The organism is Aquimarina amphilecti (assembly GCF_900109375.1).
Lineage (GTDB): Bacteria > Bacteroidota > Bacteroidia > Flavobacteriales > Flavobacteriaceae > Aquimarina > Aquimarina amphilecti.
Genome location: NZ_FOAB01000002.1, coordinates 18,134 through 38,546, shown reverse-complemented (window position 1 = coordinate 38,546; position 20,413 = coordinate 18,134). Strand labels below are relative to the sequence as shown.

The 20,413-nt window shown below is 32.6% G+C and carries 18 protein-coding genes; 7 read left to right on the top strand and 11 right to left on the bottom strand.

Going from position 1 to position 20,413, the window contains the following annotated elements:
• Positions 1-81: 81 nt before the first annotated feature.
• Entirely contained in the window at positions 82-537 is a 456-nt protein-coding gene (locus tag BMY33_RS04550) for a DinB family protein (protein ID WP_091406166.1), read from the top strand.
• On the opposite strand, the gene BMY33_RS04545 is transcribed toward BMY33_RS04550, so the two are convergent.
• On the bottom strand, positions 532-1,311 hold the full coding sequence (locus BMY33_RS04545; protein ID WP_091406164.1) for a DUF3298 and DUF4163 domain-containing protein: 780 nt from the start codon (positions 1,309-1,311) through the stop codon (positions 532-534). The genes BMY33_RS04550 and BMY33_RS04545 overlap by 6 nt on opposite strands.
• 165 nt (positions 1,312-1,476) lie before the next feature.
• Here BMY33_RS04545 and BMY33_RS04540 point away from each other — a divergent pair, with 165 nt between their 5' ends.
• The 6 genes from BMY33_RS04540 to BMY33_RS04515 all read left to right on the top strand — a co-directional run bounded on the left by BMY33_RS04540 (position 1,477) and on the right by BMY33_RS04515 (position 10,267).
• A complete protein-coding gene (locus BMY33_RS04540; protein ID WP_091406163.1) occupies positions 1,477-2,616 on the top strand; it encodes a cystathionine gamma-synthase in 1,140 nt (379 codons plus the stop codon).
• A 103-nt stretch (positions 2,617-2,719) separates the two neighbouring features.
• On the top strand, positions 2,720-4,063 hold the full coding sequence (gene gdhA / locus BMY33_RS04535; protein ID WP_091406161.1) for an NADP-specific glutamate dehydrogenase: 1,344 nt from the start codon (positions 2,720-2,722) through the stop codon (positions 4,061-4,063).
• A gap of 123 nt (positions 4,064-4,186) precedes the next feature.
• On the top strand, positions 4,187-6,466 hold the full coding sequence (gene porZ, locus BMY33_RS04530) for a type IX secretion system anionic LPS delivery protein PorZ (protein WP_091406159.1): 2,280 nt from the start codon (positions 4,187-4,189) through the stop codon (positions 6,464-6,466).
• Positions 6,466-7,185, top strand: coding sequence for a DNA repair protein RecO (gene recO / locus BMY33_RS04525; RefSeq protein ID WP_091406157.1), 720 nt, complete (start codon positions 6,466-6,468; stop codon positions 7,183-7,185). Before porZ ends, recO begins: the two co-directional genes overlap by 1 nt.
• 3 nt (positions 7,186-7,188) lie before the next feature.
• A complete protein-coding gene (locus BMY33_RS04520; RefSeq protein WP_091406155.1) occupies positions 7,189-9,597 on the top strand; it encodes a TonB-dependent receptor in 2,409 nt (802 codons plus the stop codon).
• Between the two features lie 7 nt (positions 9,598-9,604).
• The gene (locus tag BMY33_RS04515) at positions 9,605-10,267 is read left to right on the top strand and encodes an HAD family hydrolase (protein ID WP_091406153.1); all 663 of its coding nucleotides are present in this window, start codon (positions 9,605-9,607) and stop codon (positions 10,265-10,267) included.
• On the opposite strand, the gene BMY33_RS04510 is transcribed toward BMY33_RS04515, so the two are convergent.
• From BMY33_RS04510 to BMY33_RS04465, 10 genes are all read right to left on the bottom strand, one after another.
• A complete protein-coding gene (locus tag BMY33_RS04510; RefSeq protein ID WP_091406151.1) occupies positions 10,264-10,782 on the bottom strand; it encodes a nuclear transport factor 2 family protein in 519 nt (172 codons plus the stop codon). The two genes, BMY33_RS04515 and BMY33_RS04510, sit on opposite strands and share 4 nt — an antisense overlap.
• A 6-nt stretch (positions 10,783-10,788) precedes the next feature.
• A complete protein-coding gene (locus BMY33_RS04505; protein WP_091406150.1) occupies positions 10,789-11,370 on the bottom strand; it encodes a hypothetical protein in 582 nt (193 codons plus the stop codon).
• A gap of 117 nt (positions 11,371-11,487) precedes the next feature.
• A complete protein-coding gene (locus BMY33_RS04500; protein ID WP_091406148.1) occupies positions 11,488-12,522 on the bottom strand; it encodes a M12 family metallopeptidase in 1,035 nt (344 codons plus the stop codon).
• A gap of 132 nt (positions 12,523-12,654) precedes the next feature.
• A complete protein-coding gene (locus BMY33_RS04495) occupies positions 12,655-13,857 on the bottom strand; it encodes a hypothetical protein (RefSeq protein ID WP_091406145.1) in 1,203 nt (400 codons plus the stop codon).
• 122 nt (positions 13,858-13,979) lie between these two features.
• The gene (locus BMY33_RS04490; RefSeq protein ID WP_091406143.1) at positions 13,980-14,753 is read right to left on the bottom strand and encodes an outer membrane lipoprotein-sorting protein; all 774 of its coding nucleotides are present in this window, start codon (positions 14,751-14,753) and stop codon (positions 13,980-13,982) included.
• A gap of 17 nt (positions 14,754-14,770) precedes the next feature.
• A complete protein-coding gene (locus BMY33_RS04485) occupies positions 14,771-17,155 on the bottom strand; it encodes an efflux RND transporter permease subunit (protein WP_091406141.1) in 2,385 nt (794 codons plus the stop codon).
• 164 nt (positions 17,156-17,319) lie between these two features.
• Complete coding sequence (locus BMY33_RS04480) at positions 17,320-17,916, bottom strand: TetR/AcrR family transcriptional regulator (protein WP_091406138.1); 597 nt, start codon at positions 17,914-17,916, stop codon at positions 17,320-17,322.
• 87 nt (positions 17,917-18,003) lie between these two features.
• Entirely contained in the window at positions 18,004-18,738 is a 735-nt protein-coding gene (locus BMY33_RS04475; RefSeq protein WP_091406136.1) for an alpha/beta hydrolase, read from the bottom strand.
• Between the two features lie 69 nt (positions 18,739-18,807).
• Positions 18,808-19,317, bottom strand: a complete 510-nt coding sequence (locus BMY33_RS04470) for an SRPBCC family protein (protein ID WP_211482374.1) — start codon at positions 19,315-19,317, stop codon at positions 18,808-18,810.
• An 83-nt stretch (positions 19,318-19,400) separates the two neighbouring features.
• Complete coding sequence (locus BMY33_RS04465) at positions 19,401-20,276, bottom strand: DUF6503 family protein (protein ID WP_091406134.1); 876 nt, start codon at positions 20,274-20,276, stop codon at positions 19,401-19,403.
• Between the last annotated feature and the right edge of the window lie 137 nt (positions 20,277-20,413).

Here is a 20,413-nt window from a genome sequence, read left to right as displayed (position 1 = left end):
CAAAATCAACACAAAGGAAATTCATTTCTCTTTTAAAACTCATATTTTTGGCTAAAAATTAAGAACGTTTACAACTTAAATATGAAAGATCAATTAGAAATTACAAGAACTAATAGAAGATTACTTGCTAAAATTATGGATAGCTTTTCATTAGAAGATCTTAATAAAGTTCCTGAAGGGTTTAATAATAATTTGATCTGGAATATTGCCCATGTAGTGGTTACACAACAGTTGCTCGTTTATAAATTAAGTGGATTGCCAATGATGATAGGTGATGATATGGTTGTTAAGTATCGAAAAGGAACTAAGGCGGAAGGATTTGCTAGTAAAGAAGATGTAGAACAGGTGAAAGAACTTCTGTTTACAACCATTGATCAAGCCGAAAAAGATATAGATAGTAGTGTTTTTGAAGAATATCAAGAGTATCCAACAAGTACGGGTTTCGTATTAAGATCGGTAAAAGATGCTATTAGTTTTAATAATTTCCATGAAGGAATCCATCTTGGATACGTTTTAGCTCTTAAAAAATCCTTATAAGATATTTATAGAAAAATAATCAGCGACCTCTTCTTTTTTGAATTTTAATTGTATTGGCCCTTCTGCGTATGAACTAATTTCATATTGATTATAAAATAGGATAACATGGGTGTCGGTAAACCCAATATTTTCAGAAAGATTGAACATGTTATTCTCAAAGAAGAATCCGGTGCTATTTATAGATTGATTTTCAGGAATTGCGTGATTTTCTCTAAATATCTTTTCAGCATATTTCGAAAAATCGGTAAGATTTTCTAGCAGTTTTTTGTGATCTATAATGGAGCCTGTATTGGGGTTGATATTTAAATAGTTGGTGTTGCCACTTCCATGAGCTCCTCCAGTAAAAATATAAGAGTCTATTACCACTGATAGAATAGATGCATTTCGGTAACTGATGTCACAGTTTATACTTGCCTCGTAGGGAATAATTTCTTCAGGGAATTCTTTTTTTATTTCTTGATAAGAAGTATTAAAACTTTTAAGAGCTTTCTCTATGTTGTTTATTTTGGTGTCATCTTCTATGTTTAAACTAGTACAGGCGGCTTTTTCGATTTGGGAATTGATTTTTCTAGCAATTTCATTTTCATTGATAGATTCTAAAAGAAATATTTCTGTAATAGCGCAATCTGAGTTTTGACAATCAAAATAATCATCAATGACAATAGTTCGCTTATAAAAATCTAAAGATTCACTCTTCTGACAACTATAAAAACATATAATGATTACCGTTAAAAAAAGTGCTTTAAGATTGGTGTTAGTTTTTGTGTTAATCATCTACTAAAGGTATTCATTGAAATATGATTAGAACGAATTAAATTATAAATTTGTTCAGTTTTTTAACATAATAATTTATAAATTGTTTTTTGTCAGTTGTAAAATATAAGAATTGACGGAAAGAACATTTAAAAAATTAAAATCTACGATTAAAATCGAAAAATAGTGAAGTTTAATACAAAAACAATACATGGAGGGCAAAAACTTGATCCAGCTTATGGAGCGGTAATGCCTCCAATATATCAAACTTCCACGTATGCTCAGACGACACCAGGAGGGCATAAGGGATTTGAATATAGTAGAACACATAATCCAACTAGAAAAGCTTTGGAGAATGCTTTAGCGAGTATAGAAAACGGAAAATATGGTTTAGCTTTTGGGTCTGGATTGGCGGCAATTGATGCTGTAATCAAATTATTAAAACCCGGGGATGAAGTTATTTCGACAAATGACCTTTATGGAGGTACGTATAGAATATTCACCAAAATTTTTGAAAGGTTTGGAATAAAGTTTCGTTTTGTTGGGATGAATAATGCTGATAATGTAGAAAGATTTATTACTGACAATACAAAGTTAATTTGGGTAGAAACTCCAACAAACCCAATGATGAATATCATTGATATCAAGGCAATTGCTCAGATTTCTAATAAACACAATCTTTTATTGGCTGTGGATAATACGTTTGCGACTCCTTATTTACAACAGCCATTGGATCTTGGAGCAGATATAGTAATGCATAGTGTTACTAAATATATTGGAGGTCATAGTGATTTAATAATGGGCGCTTTGGTGGTTAAGGATGATGAGATAGCAGATCGACTTTATTTTATTCAAAATGCAAGTGGTGCAGTATGTGGCCCTCAGGATAGTTTTTTAGCGCTTAGAGGAATTAAAACACTACACGTTCGGATGCAACGTCATTGCGAAAATGGGGAAGCTATCGCGAACTATTTAAAAAAACACCCTAGAATAGAGAAAGTATACTGGCCAGGGTTTGAGGATCATCCAGGTTATGAAGTTGCTAAAGAGCAAATGAATGGTTTTGGTGGAATGCTATCATTTGTTGCAAAAAATAGTGACTATAAAGAGGCAATAAAAATTGTTGAAAACCTGAAAATTTTTACATTGGCAGAATCACTCGGTGGAGTAGAAAGTTTAGCAGGACATCCAGCAAGTATGACCCATGCATCGATTCCAAAAGAAGAACGAGAAAAAACAGGTGTTGTTGATTCTTTAATTAGATTAAGTGTAGGAATTGAGGATGTTGATGACTTAATATTAGATTTAGAACAAGCTATAGAATAGAGTGTTATTAAATTCAAAAAATTAGATATATTTTTTTGATAATATCATATATTTGACCAAATAAATTAACCATTAAATAAGAATCTTTTAATCCTATTAACATATGCAAGCAAAAATAGATGCATTTATGGAAGAAGTAAGAGCTCGTAATTCACATGAGCCAGAGTTCTTACAAGCGGTACAAGAAGTTGCAGAAACTGTAATACCGTATATCGCTACACAAGAAATATATAATGGAAAAAACATTCTATTAAGAATGGTAGAGCCAGAGAGGGCCATAATGTTTCGAGTGCCGTGGGTAGATGATAAAGGAGAAATACATGTAAATCGAGGATATAGAATTCAGATGAATTCTGCGATAGGTCCATATAAAGGAGGGTTGCGTTTTCATCCATCTGTAAACTTAAGTATTCTTAAATTTCTTGCGTTTGAGCAAGTGTTTAAAAATAGTTTAACAACACTTCCCATGGGTGGTGGTAAAGGAGGCTCTGATTTCGATCCAAAAGGAAAATCAGATGATGAAATTATGCGTTTTTGTCATAGTTTTATGAGTGAACTTTTTAGACATATTGGCCCTAATACAGATGTGCCGGCAGGAGATATTGGAGTAGGTGCACGTGAAATAGGTTTCTTGTTTGGGATGTATCGTAAAATGCGTAATGAATTTACCGGAGTTTTAACAGGAAAGGGATTAACCTGGGGAGGATCCGAGATTCGACCGGAAGCAACAGGTTATGGAACTGTATATTTTGCTGAAAATATGCTAAAGACCAAAGACAATTCTTTTGAAGGAAAAACAGTTTTAGTATCTGGTTCAGGAAACGTAGCGCAATATGCTACAGAAAAAGCAATTCAATTAGGTGCTAAAGTGGTTACATTATCAGATTCTTCTGGATATATTTATGACGAAGAAGGAATAGATAATGATAAGCTTAAGTTTGTTATGGAACTTAAAAACGAGAAAAGAGGGCGTATAAGTGAGTATGCTGATAAATATAGCTCTGCAAAGTTTCATAAAGGAAAAACACCTTGGGAAGAGAAATGTGATATCGCGTTGCCTTGTGCAACACAGAATGAATTGAATGGCGATGATGCTCAAAAATTAATTGATAACGGATGTATGTGTGTTAGTGAAGGAGCTAATATGCCTTGTGATTCTGATGCAGTTTTAGCTTTTCATAAAGCAAAGATATTCTTTGCACCAGGTAAAGCTTCTAATGCAGGTGGTGTTGCTACCTCAGGATTAGAGATGACCCAAAACTCTTTACGTTTTAAGTGGACCAGAAAAGAAGTTGATGAGAAGCTAAAACAGATTATGAATGATATTCATGAAAAATGTGTTCAATACGGAACTGATGAGGATGGTTATATTGATTATGTGAAAGGAGCCAATATTGCAGGTTTTGTAAAAGTTGCTGATGCTATGTTAGCTCAGGGAGTTATATAAATAATAATAAGTATTTATAATGAAAGCCGTTCTTGCTATAAAGAACGGCTTTTTTCATTATTTGAAAGCAATAATTAGTATTTTAGCGTGTTATCAAGGCAGCGTTAATATCACTCCATAATTATGCGATACTTCAGACAGTTAATACTTCTAATTTTCCCAGTATTTCTTTTTTCCCAGGATTTTAGTAATCAATGGACGGGGCATTATTCATACTTTCAGATTAACGACTCGTATGCAGCAGAAAATAAAATTTACGTTGCTTCTGAGAATGCAGTTTTTATATACGATACTGATACACGAACTTCAGAAACTTTTTCTACGGTTAATGGTTTGTCCGGAGAAACAGTATCTACGATCTATCATAGTTCCATATTTGATATTACTGTTATAGGTTATGATAATGGATTATTAGAGCTTATAGTCGATGATGAAGTAATAACATTTATAGACATTTTAGAAAAACCAACGATTCCTCCAACTCAAAAAAGGATTAACCACTTTTTTGAAAATGATAACACATTATATATTTCTACTGAGTTTGGAATCGTAGAATTTAATTTAGAAAGAATTGAGTTTGGTGATACGTTTTTCGTTGGTCCAGCTGGATCACAAATAAATATAACAGGAACTACAGTTTCAGACAATGTAATATATGCTACTACTTCTGGTAATGGTGTTTTGAATGCAAATGTTACCAACCCTAACTTGGTTGATTTTAATCAATGGGCAACATTAGTTCCAGGTCAATATAGAGGAATTACATTGTTTAATGATCAGATTTTGGTTTGGGAAAATAACAACTTGGTAAGGCGTCTTGAAGGAACGGTGTTAACAACAGTAATAACCGCTACTAGTGATGTGATAGATGTGTCTATAGATTCCAATAATTTAACAGTTATTAATAGTGATAGGGCTTCAGTATTTGATACAAATTTTGACGAAGTTATATCGGCAATTAGTACTACGGGAGATTCTTTTTTGCTAAACACAGCGTTGTCTTTTAATAATACGCTATATCTAGGGACCGATAGTAGAGGATTGTTAGAGATTGATTTTAATAATCTTAATACCAAAACTTCGATCTCTCCAGCAGGACCATTAAGTAATTTTACTTTTGGAATAGAAGCTTTAAACAATACACTATGGGTAGTATTTGGACAATATGATGTGAATTTCAACCCATTTCCTTTACAACAAAGAGGTGTAAGTAAGCTTACATCTGATGGATGGTTGAATATTTCTAAAGATGAAGTTTTAGGTGCTACGTCCTTATCTCATATTTCTATTAACCCTAATAATGAGGATCAAGTTTTTATTAGTAGTTTAAGTAGTGGTTTGTTAGAGATCAATGATAATGTGGTAACGAATTTGTATAATAATCTTAATAGTGGTTTTGAAACATTTGTAACTAACGATCCAATTTTTGTGTTTCTTAATGGTTCCGTTTTTGATAATGATGGGAACCTATGGGTTAATAACGCTAGAGTTAATAACGGTTTGAAAAGATTTTCTCCAGGAGCAACGCAAACATTTAATGTTAACTTAAGTGAATCGATACCTAATGCTATTGGTAATTTGGGTTTTACTGATACAGTAATTGATCGCGAAGGGAATCTATTTGTCGGTGGCTTTAATTCTGGTGTAGTTGGTTATAATGTGAGTACAGAAAATCAGATCCAATTATCTGGTGAAACAGAAGGATCTAACCTTCCTAGTGATTATGTATTAGCTTTAGAGATTGATAGAAACAATCAACTATGGATTGGAACTTTTAGAGGAATAAGAGTTTTATTTAATACTTCTGGTGTATTTCAGCAGAGTAATCCTAAAGCAAGTCAGATTATTATTTTAGATGAAGAAGGTGTTCCTCAAGAATTATTGTTCGATCAGACGATTACTGATATTGAAGCCGATGGATCTAATAATAAGTGGGTGGCAACTGCATCATCTGGAGTGTTTTATTTCTCTTCTGATGGACAAGAAACATTAGCTCATTTTACAGTAGATAATTCTCCGTTGCCAACAAATAATGTTTTGGATATTTCCATAGATGATTCGACAGGTTCTGTCTATTTTGCAACCGAGAAAGGTTTATTGGAGTTTAAAGGAACTGCTACTGGACCTGAAGATAATTTGGATAATGTAGTTGCGTTTCCTAATCCAGTAAGACCGGGATTTAGTGGGCGTGTTACAATAAAGGGTTTGACAAGTAGATCGAATGTAAAAATTACTGATATTGAAGGTAATCTAGTATATGAAGAAATTAGTGAAGGAGGAAGTATTCAATGGGATACTACTGCTTTTGGAAGACATCGAGTTGCTTCGGGAGTTTATCTTATTTTGGTGACGGGAGAGGATCAAGCGGAAACAACAGTTTCTAAGCTTTTGATAGTTAGATAATGATTGTACATACTCCAGCCATAGTAATTCATTCTTTGCGTTATGGAGAAAGTGATTTAATTGTTTCCTTATTAACAAAAACTAGCGGTCTACGTTCTTATCTACTAAAAGGAATATTAAAATCTAAAAGAGGAAAATTAAGATCTTCTTTATTCCAACCGTTGACTTTATTGGAGGTTGAAGCCAATCATAAAGACAAAGGTACTTTAGAAAGAATTAAAGAAGCAAAAGTTTTAGTTCCGTATCAATCATTACACACTGATTTTGTTAAAAGTTCATTAGTGTTTTTTCTCTCAGAAATTTTAAAAAGTACAATACAGGAACAGGAAATAAATGAGGAGCTTTTTCACTATTTAGAAACTACATTATTATGGTTAGATTCTCATGATAATATTGGTAACTTCCATATTGCATTTTTAATAAAACTCACGCAATATTTGGGCTTTTATCCAGATACCTCTAATATTTCTTCGTCAGTTTTTAATATGCAAGATGGTTGTTTTCAGGAGGACGCTTCGAATATCAATTGTATCGAAGGGAATAACGTTTTTGTACTCAAGAAGTTTTTGGGCACGACATTTGAGGAAAGTATGAATATTAAAATGTCCAGAATAGTAAGAAATGAGATTCTTAATACGTTATTAGTATATTTTGAGCTACATTTGCACGGTTTTAAAAAACCAAAGTCACTTTCAATTTTGAATGAAATTTTTAGTTAAGTAATGCGCTTATTTTTAATTGTTGTATTCACTTTATTTTTTGTAACAGATAATGCTGCCCAAAGTATCACCGTACTAAGTAGGTCGAATAATCAGCCCATTCCTAGTGTTACAATTCATAATAAAACTAAATCAAAAACCACAATAACGGATTTTGATGGTGTAGCGGATATTTCCGATTTTTCGGAAACAGAAAAACTATATTTTGTTCATATTTCTCATATAACATTAACATCTACTAAATCTGAAGTTCTAACTTCTGCAAATAAAGTATATCTGGAGGTAGATGAAAATCAATTGTCGGAAGTGGTAATTTCAGTTTCTAAATGGGAACAGGATAAAAAAGATGTTACCCAAAAGATTGTAAGTATTACATCTGATGAAATTTCCTTTTCTACACCACAAACTTCTGCCGATCTTTTGCAAAGTAGTGGACAAGTGTTTATACAGAAGAGTCAATTAGGAGGTGGTAGTCCAATAATTAGAGGTTTTTCGACTAACCGATTATTACTTACTGTAGATGGAGTTCGAATGAATAATGCAATTTTTAGAGGCGGAAATGTACAAAATGTGATATCTGTAGATCCATTTACTATTGATAGAACAGAAGTAATATTAGGGCCTGGTTCTGTAGTATATGGAAGTGATGCGGTAGGAGGTGTGATGAATTTTTATACGGCGCAGCCTAAGATTGCTATACGAGGTAAAAATAAATTTAGTGGAAATGCAATTGCTAGATATGCTAGTGCAAGTAATGAGAAAACAGGTCATATTGATTTTAATATAGGTTTAGAAAAATGGGCGTTTCTAACTAGTGTTAGTTATACAGATTTTGATGACCTTACTATGGGAAGTCATGGTCCTGATGATTATTTGCGAAATGAATATGTAGAGATAATTGACGGTGTAGATACTGTAATTGAAAATGATGATCCAGAAAGCCAAGTTTTTACTGGTTATGATCAATTCAATTTTTTACAAAAAATACATTTTATTCCTAATGAACGATGGGATATTAATGCTGGATTTATTTACACAAAAACTTCTGATTATCCTAGATACGATCGTTTGATTCGTCGTAGAGATGGAAATTTGAGATCTGCTGAATGGTACTATGGACCTCAAAAATGGTTAATGGGGAATATTCAATTAACCAATAAATGGAAAAACCGATTGTATGATAAAGTAAAATTTACAGCCGCGTATCAAAATTTTCAAGAAAGCAGAAATGATCGTGATTTTGGAGATGATATATTAACAAGAACGAAAGAAGATGTTGATGCATATTCTGCTAACCTTGATTTTGAGAAGAAATTTGATGATAAAACTACAGTGTATTATGGGTTAGAATATATTCTGAATCAAGTATCGTCAGAAGGTTCAGAGTTTAATGTTTCTAATAGTGAGGTTACAGCGGCTCCATCACGATACCCAGATGGCTCTACTTGGCAATCTATTGCCGCATACGTTAGTTTAAAAAGTAAGTTGAGCGAAAAATTAAGATTTCAAGGAGGTTTGCGATACAATAGAATTATTTTGTATTCTGAATTTGATGATGTGTTTTTTGATTTTCCGTTTACAGAAGCAAATATCGATACGGAGGCTTTTACAGGTACCGCAGGAATTAGCTGGTTGCCGAATGATATTTTACAATGGAAATTAAATTTTTCTACGGCATTTAGAGCACCAAATATTGATGATGTTGGTAAAATTTTTGATTCTGAACCGGGATCGGTAGTTGTTCCAAATCCAGATTTAGAACCAGAATATGCTTATAATGGTGAAATTGGCTTGACTGCTAATGTAGGGAAGAATTTTAAGATTGATTTAGCAACATATTATACACAATTAGATAACGCTTTAGTTCGAAGAGATTTTTCTCTTAATGGAGAAACTGAGATTCTTTTTGGGGGAGAGTTAAGTAATGTACAAGCTATTCAGAATGCCGCTAATGCTCAGATTTATGGTTTCGAAGCTGGATTTAGATATGATTTTGCTAAAAACTTTAATCTCTCTTCAAAATATACGTTTACTGGTGGAGAGGAAGAGCTTGATGATGGATCGGTTTCGCCATCTAGACATGTGGCTCCTCAGTTTGGTAGCACAAATCTTAATTATACCAATAATAAATGGATGATTGATTTTTCGGCAATTTATAATGGACAATTTGATTTTGAAGAATTAGCTCCTTCTCAACAAAACAACGATTTTTTATACGCGTTGGATGAAAATGGAAATCCATATTCTCCTTCTTGGTATACGCTTAATGTTAGATCAAGATATCAATTTACTAAAAGCTTACAGGCTACTTTAACTGTTGAGAACATTACTGATCAACGTTATAGGCCATATTCTTCGGGTATTGCTGGAGCAGGAAGAAATTTCATTCTTTCCTTAAAGTATTCTTTGTAAAACAAAAATGACACCTCTGAAAGACACACTATACATATTTGATATTGATGGGACATTAACAGATAGTGTTCCTATGTACTTAATTTCAGTTACCAAAGCTATGATGAGTTTGGGAATTAAGGATATCGATACAGATTATAATAATTATAAACATCATACAGATAGTTACGCCTTGAGATATAATTATGAGCGTAATTTTAAGAAGGATTTTTCAGATAATTTGTTAGAAGATTTCGAAAATAATCTAGTAACACAAATGTTAGAATTTGATCCTGTTAAAGAGATCAAAGGGGCCCAATCTTTAATACAACTTTTTAGAGATAATTCAATTCCATTTTGTTTTGCCACGGGAGCTTTGCCCAAGCCCGCAATGCTAAAATTAGAGCAATGTAATATATGGTATGATAAGTTATTATTAGCTACTTCTATGACTCACGAATCTCGAGAAGGATTCGTAATGGATGCTTTAGAAAGAGCAAAAGCTTTTTATAATAAACCAGAGTTTACCAATATTGTCTCAATAGGAGATGGACTTTGGGATCTGAAAACAGCTCAGAACTTATCCTTAGATTTTGTTGGAATAGGGGATAAGAATAAAGAAAAGCTAATACAAAGCGGTGCGACCAAATGTTATTCAAATATCGAAGAATTTAGTAAAACTATATTCTAATCTTGTTTACTTCTTAATTTCTTCATTAAATCACTGTCAAAGTTATTTTTAAGAGCAGTAATCTCTTTTACATTTTGATTGGGTATAGCAATTGACAGCACATAATGTTTTATTTTCCAACCTTCAGTTGTTTTTTCTAGTACACCACTTCCTCTACAAATTCCCATTTGTGTATCCAGTAATTCATCGAACCAGGCTAATTTACTATCATTTGGTGTAAATATATTTCTTTCTAGCGTGCTAAAACTCCAAGCTTTTCCTTTGTCAAAATAAGGTTTAGAGAATGCCTTAAAAGAGGCTAAATCCCAATTTTCTGTAGCATCAGTTCCTATAAATACGGCATCGTTGGTCATTAACCCAAAATAAGAGTCAAATGAAGCATCGGCTGCAGCTTTGTGCCATTGTTCTAAAACCGTATTGATTTCAGTTTTTGTTTTATCAATGGAAATTTTCTTTGTTTGAGCAGAGCAAGTGATTGTAATTGCTAGATATATAAAAACAACTATATTTCTCATAATATGCTATTCTTCAATTTTAATATTCTTTTTCTTTGGATCTAAAATAGAATCTCTTAGAATATCCCGTTCTCTAAGTAGTTCTTTTTCAATATTTTCGGGAATTGCTAATGATAGTTCATTTAGCTGAATAATAAGGCTGTTATATGCAGTCAGCAATCTTATGTTCGCATCCATAAGTCTCTGTGAATCTTGATTTCTGGTTTCCGTAAGTTGCAATAATAATCCAGACTCTGTAGCTATTACTGCAATTCTAGAACTTATAGTATTAATCTTTAAATCTTCTGATAAATTTTCTTCAAAACTTTGTACTAATGTGTTAATGCTATCCGCATATTTTTTGACATGAAAAGGATTTGATTTGCTCATCGACACAATCAAATTCTTGAGATTTTGAAAGTCTTCAAAACTTTCCATGTCTTTTGAAGCTTGTGGAGATAGTTTTAATACATCTATTTCAGCTTTTTCTTTAGATAAACTATCGAGTTTAACAATTTCATCTTCTTCTTGTATAGTAGAGGTATTTTCGTTTTTACAACCAACAACGATGATTGTAAGAGTAAGTACTGTATATAAAAATGATCTCATCATTAAATTTTCAATAACAGACCAAAAATAGGGAATATCGTTGCAACTAAAAATTAAAAGCCTTAGGTATTATGAACCTAAGGCTTAAAACAATTAATCAATTATATCTATTATATATTACGCATAGTACCAAGCGCCATTGACATAAACTACTTCTCTCCATCCTTGAGAACTGTAGTAGTACCATTTATCATTGTATCTGTATACTCTTAGTCCATAAACTGTATAGTATTGCCCGTTTTCATAAGTCGGTTCGCCACCACCATCACCACCATCAGGATACATTTTATCTATTCCTTCTAAGTCTTCTGACGATAATGCGTTTCTCTGAACAGAGTATGTGCTTCCATCTTTTTTGGTAATTGTTGGTTGTCCATTTTTAGAAAAAGAATATGCTCCATACATCATTATGGATCCAAAATCTAAAGAACTGGTATATTCATCTCCATCATATCCTTGTTCTACATATGTTTTAAAGTTGAAATCTCTACCAGATTGTATATTCTGAAAATTGATGGTAACATATTGATCTCTATCAGCTCTACTTTGTTCGTGCCATAAGCCAACAGCATGACCAATTTCGTGAATTGTATTTCCTGTACTACATCCGCTGGCAAGGTTGATGTTTTGTCTTCCGCCAACCATTCCTACACTAGATGAACATCCACTACCAGGTCTAAAATATATATAGTTGGATTCGCTAGTTCTTTCTATAAAAGTAAGGTTGGTGTTATTTTCCCAACTTGCGATCGCATTGGTAACTCTTGATTGATTAGGAAGATCATTTGCTATGGTATAATAAACTGTATTATTAGGCCATCTACCAGAAGTTCGTCCGACACTTCTGCTTAGAGAAGGATCTTGTCCGTTTTCTAATACAAAATTAGAATCCTCCGTATAGATTTCGTCTTTTGGAAGAATAATGTCACCTTCAAAAATTCGTTTTCCATCTACTAATTCGTAACTGATTGGTAATCCTGCATAAAACCCATCTTCGGTAGTTCCAGTTTTAGAAAAGTTGGCTCTTTCTGCTCCATCAAAGACTTGATTGTCGGGCTCTAAATTTTCTAGTTCCGAGATCGGTTCATTTTCCGAACATGAGAGTATAGCCAACGCCATACTCATCAATAAAATTGATTTGTTGATTCTCATTTGAGTTTGTGTTTAAATTATTAACAGTATTTTAAACCCAAATGAACATTAAATATTACTTTTTTACGAGAAATTAACGTTTAAGCAGTGGAAAACCAAAGAAGTGTTAAATTGAATTTATTGGAATCCAGCTTAGAAGTATTTCGCTATTGAAACTTTGAAAAAACTATCTTCTCTAAAGTTCGATAATATAAACTCGTTAGTGTCTATGTTGTTAAATATTCTAGCCTCTATTGCTGCAGTCCATGTATTTCCAAAACGACGAGAAGCTTCTAAACTGAAAATTCTACTACTGGATTCTAGATCAACGATTCCACCAATTAATATAGAGGTATCCTGTGTGTCATTAAATGCAATACGACTTCCGAAGAAAACATCGTTTTGTAAAGCATTTAATGCAAGTTCATCACGCTCGTCGTATAAGTATTCGACTAGAATTCCTATGTCTAAGCCATTTCCATCGATGTTAGAAAATGTATATTCTAAACCAGCTACTAAAGCAAAAAAATCTTGTGCTTCTGCATTGCGATATATGGATTCTAATTTCCATAAAAAAGCGTCGTGAGTTATTTGTAAATCCAAACCTGTTTGATTTATTACGGGATAAAAGGCGTTGATATTTCCAATATCATCAAATGTAAATAGAGGTTCTCTTCCTGTTCCATAAAAGTGAGAGAGACCAATATCAAAAATACTGAAGTAATGCTTCCAACGAAATGCAAAATCTTGTCGCCATTCTTCTGCACCACTTTCATAATTTAAATCATCTTTGTCAATAACCACAGGAAAACGAAGCCTTCCTTTTTTCCCTGAAAAAGTTCGTTTTCGATGATATGGGAGATAGAAAAAATCAAAAGAGCCATATTTATCTGTAGTCCAGGTAAATTGAGCCATTGGTTGTCCCAGTTTTTCTTCGCCATCAAAAGTTTCTACAGCGTCTGTTTGATTTATTATATCAACCAGATGGTTACTTTCTGTAACACCCCAATACACTTTTTTTAGTCCTAAGCTTAATTCCCAATTGTTATTAGCCTTTTGGTAATATAATTCTCGAATATCCCAATGTGTTCTTTCATCATCAACATCAAGTCTAAAAAAGCCTTTGAAGTTAATACTTTCATATCCTTTATTCCATGCTAAAGAATATTCTGGTGAGATACCTAATGAAGGAAAATGATCTTTTTGGCCTTCAAAAAGAGCGCTATTATAAAAATAACGGTATTCTGCTTCTAATTCTAATTCAAAATCATGAGTTACTTTTTTTTCTTCTTTTTGGGCTGTGATATTTAGAATAGATAACAAAATGGCAAGAAGCAAACTGAATTTAAATTTCATTTTTTGATTGTATGTATTATTAAGCACAAAAAGGTGATTTCTATTATTAGAAGAAAGGACATTTTGTAAAGAGCAAGATCAATAATTAAAAACCTACCTTTTATGTGCTTTAGATTTAGAGATTATTTTCCAGCTCTCTTAAGAGCTACTTGTGTAAAATCATCTTCCGATAATTCAGATTCGAAGTTATAATCACTAAATTTTAGTTGTGTTTCTTTATTACTTTGGTGATTTATCATATTCATAGTTAACGCTCTCCAGAATTTTCCTTTATATAATTTATAATCACTGTATGTAAGGGTTTTTAATAAAGAATTTTTACGATCATAAAACTCTATTTTTTCTAATCGATATGCTTTTTCTTTATTGTAGGTTACCAAACGTCTTGTGTAACCAGATTTTGGATCGACAGGATCTTGTTCTACTATAAGAAGGTTTCCATTTTCTTTTAGGAATTTATATCCGTATTTTTCTACTTCCTGAGAAGAAAGATCTTCATAAGCGAATTCGCTACCTACAAAAGGACCAGATTTATTATTAGAAGAAATTCTTTTTACCCGTTTTATGGAAGGTAAAAATAGCCACTGATCATCGGATCCAATTTTATGGGTAAAAGTTAATGTCGAAGTCCCTTTTACATCTTTAGGGCTATTAAATACAATCATAGACTTATCACCATCATCAGACTGTTCTAGTGTTCTTGTAATTAATAAACGTTCACTAGTTTGACCATTTTTGTTTTTTAAGGTCATTTTTAGGTTTACTATAGAGCTTTTGAATCCTTGATCTGCTTTGTCGGCTTCATTAGCGATTTGTAGTCCGCGTTCTTCTGCACTTTGCGCAGTTATTGCAGTAATGCTTAATAATGCAATTCCTATTAAAATTAGTTTTTTCATTATAGTATGTTTTAAAATTATTTATCTAGTTGTACTTGTGGATTTAACTCTTTTATGGTTTCTTTTGATGTATTCTTCTTACTCGTTAAGATCAGTAATGACGGAAGTAGTATAAAATCAATTACTAAGGCTGAAAAAATAATGATCAGTGTGATTCTAGCCATATAACTGTTCAATGCAAATGAAGAAGTTGATAGGACTGCAAATCCAGCTAGTAAAACAATCGTTGTCGTAACTAATGCTTTACCTACTGTTTCGAAGGCGTAAATGACTGCTTCTTTAGCATCATAACCCAATTCTCTACGTGCTCGTAAAAACTTACTCATAAAATGGACCGTATCATCTACTATGATTCCTAATGTCATTCCGAATACGATTACCATTCCTGTGTTGATCTGTGCTTTATACAATGCCCAGAATCCAAATCCAACTAATACTGGTGTAACATTAGGAATGATACTTAGCAGTCCAAGTTTAAAGTTTCTAAGCGCAAACATGAGTACTATAGAAATTAGAATCAAGGCGATAATGTTTCCGGTGAACATGCTGTCAGCTTGTCTAAAACCTAAGGTGGAAAACATGAGTGTTGGACTTACACCAATAGAGTGCATGGGCTTAGGAGTGTTGTTTTGTAGCCACGCTTCTGCTCGATCAGAAAAGGCAATCATGTCAGCACTTTTGATGTTTTCTATGGTTACGGTGACACGTGTTTCGGATTTATCTACGTTAATTTGATTGTTTAAATCTAATCCAAAAGGAAGCGAGAGTTCGTAGAGTAATAAGTACTGAGCAGCTTCTTCTCGACTATCAGGAACTTTATAATAATTCTCATCATCTCCGTGCATAGAGCGATTCACTCGTCTTGCTACTTCACTAAAGGCGTTTACGTGTACTACTTCTGGTTGCTGGTTCAACCAGTCTTCAAAAGCATTCAGTTTTCTTAGATATTCTGGGTTGTTAATTCCTCCACTTTCTCCACTACCTATTGAAAATTCAACATTATAAATACCCGTTAGATTTTCACTTATATAATCCGTGTCGGTTCTAAAAGTTACGGTTTCGTCGAAGTAATTGATAAACTCATCATTAAATCTGTTTTTAGTAGCTAAAAAAGTTAAAAGCCCAATAACTATAATAGATATAATTGTCAGTCGTACAGGTTGTTTGACAACCATATGTCCTAAAGATTTATACCAGCTTATTTTTTCTGGTCCAGAGGTTTCTTTTTTAACTTTTACTTTTACCGGAAGAATTGCCATAAGAGCTGGTAAGGCAGTAGTAGAATATAAAAATGCCATCGTCATACCAAAAGCGGTAATATTACCTAAATCCCAGAATGGGGGAACATCGCCAAAATTCATTGTTAAAAACCCAATAACTGTTGTCAAACTAGTAATAAAAACAGGCATAAAATTAAGCCTTATGGATTCCACTAATGCTTCTTTTTTATTGTATCCATCTTTTCTCATTTTTTGAAGCATTGTTATCAAAATATGAATACTATCTGCTACTGCGAGTGTTAGTATCATTGTAGGAAATACTGAAGATGGTGGAGTAAGTTTTATGCCCATTAATCCAACAAAACCTACTGCACTCATAATGGAAAACATCACTACTATAAATGTGGCAACGGTACTATATATGTTTCTAGTAAGAATAAATGTGGTGATGATTACAATGATTAACATAATCATCGTTAACATCAAATCATTCATGGATGATTCGAAAAATGCTGTGTTTAATGGTACTAATCCTGATGAATGTATTTCGAAGTTAGGGTACTTTGTTTTGAAATCTGAAATTGCGTTTCGTATAAAGGCGGTAACTTCTGGAATTTCCTTAGCGCTATCCTTTCCCGGCAGTCTGACGGTAACATTTATTGCTGTAACCGTTCCGCTTTTATTAAGAATTCTATCCACTAAAAGAGGTTCTTTTAGCGCTTTCTGTTTAATTATGGCGATCTCAGCGTCAGTTTTAGTAGAAGATTCATAAGATAAGTCATCTACGTATAGATCGTCTCCTTGTGCGCTGGTATGCTGAAAATTCGTTAGAGCATCGACGCGAGAGGAGTATGGAGTGTTCCAAGCTTCTGCTGTGAGTTCTTCGATAGCAGATAGGTTCTCTTTGGTGAAAATGTCTCCATTAGAAGGGGTTAATACTATTACTACATTATCATCTTTAGTGTATTTTTCTTGTAAGGCGTCAAATGCTTCCAATTCTGGATTGGATTTGCTGAAAAACACGTGATAATCACCATCAAATTCCATGTTACCATTCGATCCTAGCCCTATCGCTAGTGCCAAAGTAGTAATTAAAACGGGCCATTTAAATTTTATAACGAATTCTGCCCATCGTTTTGCAAATGTGTTGGTTATCTTCCTTGGTTTTTTAATTGCATTCATGTTTTGAGTTGTTAGTTGACCAGTCGATTATATGTAATATATGATTGACTTAGTGCTTGTTGTTAATTTGTATGTGCTATAACGTTTCTATTTAATTTTTTAGGACAAGTTTTATTAATTATTATAATAATTGACCAGTCGTCTATATGTAAATCAAAAAAATACTACTTAAGTAATACACTTTTTACGATGTTCATGTGATTATCTACAGGATATGCATCTTTCATTTCTTTCATCGTAGTCATTGCCCCTTTTCCGGCATCTTCAATAAAGCCTATCAGATCTTCTATGTCAATAGAAGCGTTTATTTCGCCCAATTCTTGTGCTTCTTTAGCTACGGTAATAATTTCTTTTTTAATTAGATTATGTCTGTCTAAAACTGCATTTCTAATTTTTTCATTATGCTCAGACATTTCATTGCTTAAGTTACATCCCAAGCAACCCATTTTACAATTTAATTGCTCTTTTAACACCTTAACACGAAACTCATAGAAATTCAATAAGCGTTGCTTAGGAGATCCTAGACTATTCTTTAAAACCTCTAAAGCCGGAGTAAATTGCATTGTAAAATATTTATCTAATGCTTTGATGGCAAAGTCTTCTTTACTATCAAAATAAAAATAAAAAGAACCTTTGGGAACATCTGCTGCTTTAACGATATCATTAACACTGGTACCATTATATCCTTTAGACCAAATGATTTCCAACCCTTTTTCTAAAAGTTGGTCTGCTTTGATTTCATGTCTTAAGGTCTTTGGCATTATCTTCAATTTTAAGTAAGCAAAAGTATGACCACTCGTCTATTAAACAAAATTTTATTGTGTTAAAATTTTGTTTAACCGAAATAACTATTTGATTAGTAAATACTTAATTATTGTTTCTAATTGCTTGTTCCAGTTTTTGAAATCATGATTTCCAGCGGTTTTTAATGTCTTGATTTTATAACCTTTTGAAGTATATATTGCTTTCAGGTCTTTCACATAACTTTCTGCGTCATTGGTTCCTGTAGAAAGGAAGATCTTAAGGTTTTTGTTTTTTGAAAAAATAATGTTTTGAATTAGTTCTTCTTTTTTGGGATACGTTACCGGAGATAGTAATCCAAAGTTTTTGAACTTTTCAGATTTTGAAGAAAAATATGCTGCATTTAATCCCCCAAAAGATATTCCAATTAAAGAACGATCTTCAGGTTGAAAACGGCTATTTGTAAGTGATGTTTCAATTTTAGGAATTAACTCGGACTCAAAGAAGTCGAGATATTTTGAATTGTTAAAGAAATAGAAGTTCCTGAGATCTTGATTAGTTTCGGGATTTATAGTACTTATAAAAACATAATAAGCATAGGGAATTTTTTCATTTTTAGTCAAAGATTTGATTTTTTGGAGTCCACCGTGATTTATGAGTTTTTGACCATCTGTAACATATATTAAATGCTTTATTTTATTTTTTTTATAAGTATTATAGGTAGTAATTTTCACTTTTTTAGAGAGGTGTTTACTGCTTATTATAATGGTTTGTTCCTGACCAATTGTTACACTGTAAATAAATAGACATATGGTATAAATAAGGAAGGATTTCGATTCCATCAGCAAATGATTTTAGTAGAGATGTTTGAAATAATACACTCCAAACATCCCTACGATATATTTTTCTGATTATTTTGCTGCAGCAATTGCTACATTGTTGATCATTTCTCCAGCTGATTGGTTTAAAAAACCTAAGAATTGTTCTTCGTTCATTTGTGGATTTTTCATGAACTTCTCATAACTACTGGTCCAAACAATCATTGATTTTTGATACCCTAAATCTATTACCTTAAAATTATTGACCATTCCTTTTGCAGGAACGCCTTCGATCAATGCATACGTATAGGTACGATTTTGATCATCAAATCCAATGATACTTTCTTTAAAATATCCTTGTCCATCAGCAGATGTACATATTCTTTGGCCACCAATTCCTTTTTCACCGGTCCATTTCACTTTTGCGATTACAGAAGAGTATTTATCAATATCATCTAGTTGTCTTAGTTTATTCCAAACATTATCAGCAGAAGTGTCTACTAATTTTGTTAGTGTAACATTAGCATTTGATTTTTGAGCATTAAGTTGTATTGACCCCAATCCTGCAAGCATTACTAAGCATAAAATTCTTGTAAGTTTCATCGTATTATTTTTAAAAGTTATTACATTTTTTAGATTCATTAAATATGAACCTGTGACAACTTTTAAAAATATTTAGAAGGTTTTTAAATCTTAAAATCTTCAACAGTGAATCCGTTATTGAATTTTATATCTGTAGAAACCTCTGATAAAGAAGGCTCTTCTGGATATTCTCCTTTTTCATTTGGAATATAGACGTGTCGATGTGTAGATACCTGTATACCGTCAATTTTAGTATACTTAACTTTCATTAACAACACGGTATCATTAATTCCCCAAGCAGGTAATGAAAAATAAAATTGATCAATTAACTTGGTTTCGGGATTAACATATAAAATATAAGCGTCATTAGCTTCCTTACCTGTTTTTTGAGGATCATAAGCTATAGATACTTTATCATATACCTTTTCATCTACAGTATCTTGTCCAATATATTGGTAGGTAGTACCTGGATCACCAATTTTAAAGTTCATCATAAACCAGTAATAGTTTACCTGACGGAGAAAATCCGTAGTTGCAATCATTTTTTCGTCCGTCATTTTTTTGCCATCCATACTCACAGAAGATTTTCCTTTAACAAAGCTTTGTACAATGGGCTTTGTTCCTTCAGGAAGTACATTAACCTGATGAGTAGAGTATTTACCCCAAGAATACTCACCATCAAAAAGATAACGTTCTATAGATACGTCTTTTTTACCATCTGCTTGCTCATATGTATATGTGTATTCTACATCTTTTAAGTTCCATAAGTTATTCCATCCTCCTGATGCCTCAGCAATTGCTCTAATAATCGTCTCTGGAGCGTTCACATTATAAGTAATCTCTTTCTTTTTAGGTGTTTCTTTTTTTGCAACTTCAGCAACTGTGTTTTCCGAACTATCTTTCTCCTTTTTTTGATCACAACTTAAGAATATTAATAGAAGACTTAGGATTCCAAACTTGATAAATTGAATAGTTTTCATGGTTTTGGTTTTAAGTGGTTTGCTATTATGTAATTAAAGATACTATATAGACTATGTAAATACTGTTAATCGAATGATAAACTCTTTATAAATAGGTTATTCAAATTAGTATCTTTATTAGTTGTCACACATTTAGG

Bases quoted from the DNA above. Each gene is read 5' to 3' on its own strand.
- BMY33_RS04550 (WP_091406166.1), top strand. From the start codon at position 82: ATGAAAGATCAATTAGAAATTACAAGAACTAATAGAAGATTACTTGCT.
- BMY33_RS04545 (WP_091406164.1), bottom strand. From the start codon at position 1,311: ATGATTAACACAAAAACTAACACCAATCTTAAAGCACTTTTTTTAACG.
- gdhA (WP_091406161.1), top strand. From the start codon at position 2,720: ATGCAAGCAAAAATAGATGCATTTATGGAAGAAGTAAGAGCTCGTAAT.
- porZ (WP_091406159.1), top strand. From the start codon at position 4,187: ATGCGATACTTCAGACAGTTAATACTTCTAATTTTCCCAGTATTTCTT.
- recO (WP_091406157.1), top strand. From the start codon at position 6,466: ATGATTGTACATACTCCAGCCATAGTAATTCATTCTTTGCGTTATGGA.
- BMY33_RS04520 (WP_091406155.1), top strand. From the start codon at position 7,189: ATGCGCTTATTTTTAATTGTTGTATTCACTTTATTTTTTGTAACAGAT.
- BMY33_RS04515 (WP_091406153.1), top strand. From the start codon at position 9,605: ATGACACCTCTGAAAGACACACTATACATATTTGATATTGATGGGACA.
- BMY33_RS04510 (WP_091406151.1), bottom strand. From the start codon at position 10,782: ATGAGAAATATAGTTGTTTTTATATATCTAGCAATTACAATCACTTGC.
- BMY33_RS04505 (WP_091406150.1), bottom strand. From the start codon at position 11,370: ATGAGATCATTTTTATATACAGTACTTACTCTTACAATCATCGTTGTT.
- BMY33_RS04500 (WP_091406148.1), bottom strand. From the start codon at position 12,522: ATGAGAATCAACAAATCAATTTTATTGATGAGTATGGCGTTGGCTATA.
- BMY33_RS04495 (WP_091406145.1), bottom strand. From the start codon at position 13,857: ATGAAATTTAAATTCAGTTTGCTTCTTGCCATTTTGTTATCTATTCTA.
- BMY33_RS04490 (WP_091406143.1), bottom strand. From the start codon at position 14,753: ATGAAAAAACTAATTTTAATAGGAATTGCATTATTAAGCATTACTGCA.
- BMY33_RS04485 (WP_091406141.1), bottom strand. From the start codon at position 17,155: ATGAATGCAATTAAAAAACCAAGGAAGATAACCAACACATTTGCAAAA.
- BMY33_RS04480 (WP_091406138.1), bottom strand. From the start codon at position 17,916: ATGCCAAAGACCTTAAGACATGAAATCAAAGCAGACCAACTTTTAGAA.
- BMY33_RS04475 (WP_091406136.1), bottom strand. From the start codon at position 18,738: ATGGAATCGAAATCCTTCCTTATTTATACCATATGTCTATTTATTTAC.
- BMY33_RS04470 (WP_211482374.1), bottom strand. From the start codon at position 19,317: ATGAAACTTACAAGAATTTTATGCTTAGTAATGCTTGCAGGATTGGGG.
- BMY33_RS04465 (WP_091406134.1), bottom strand. From the start codon at position 20,276: ATGAAAACTATTCAATTTATCAAGTTTGGAATCCTAAGTCTTCTATTA.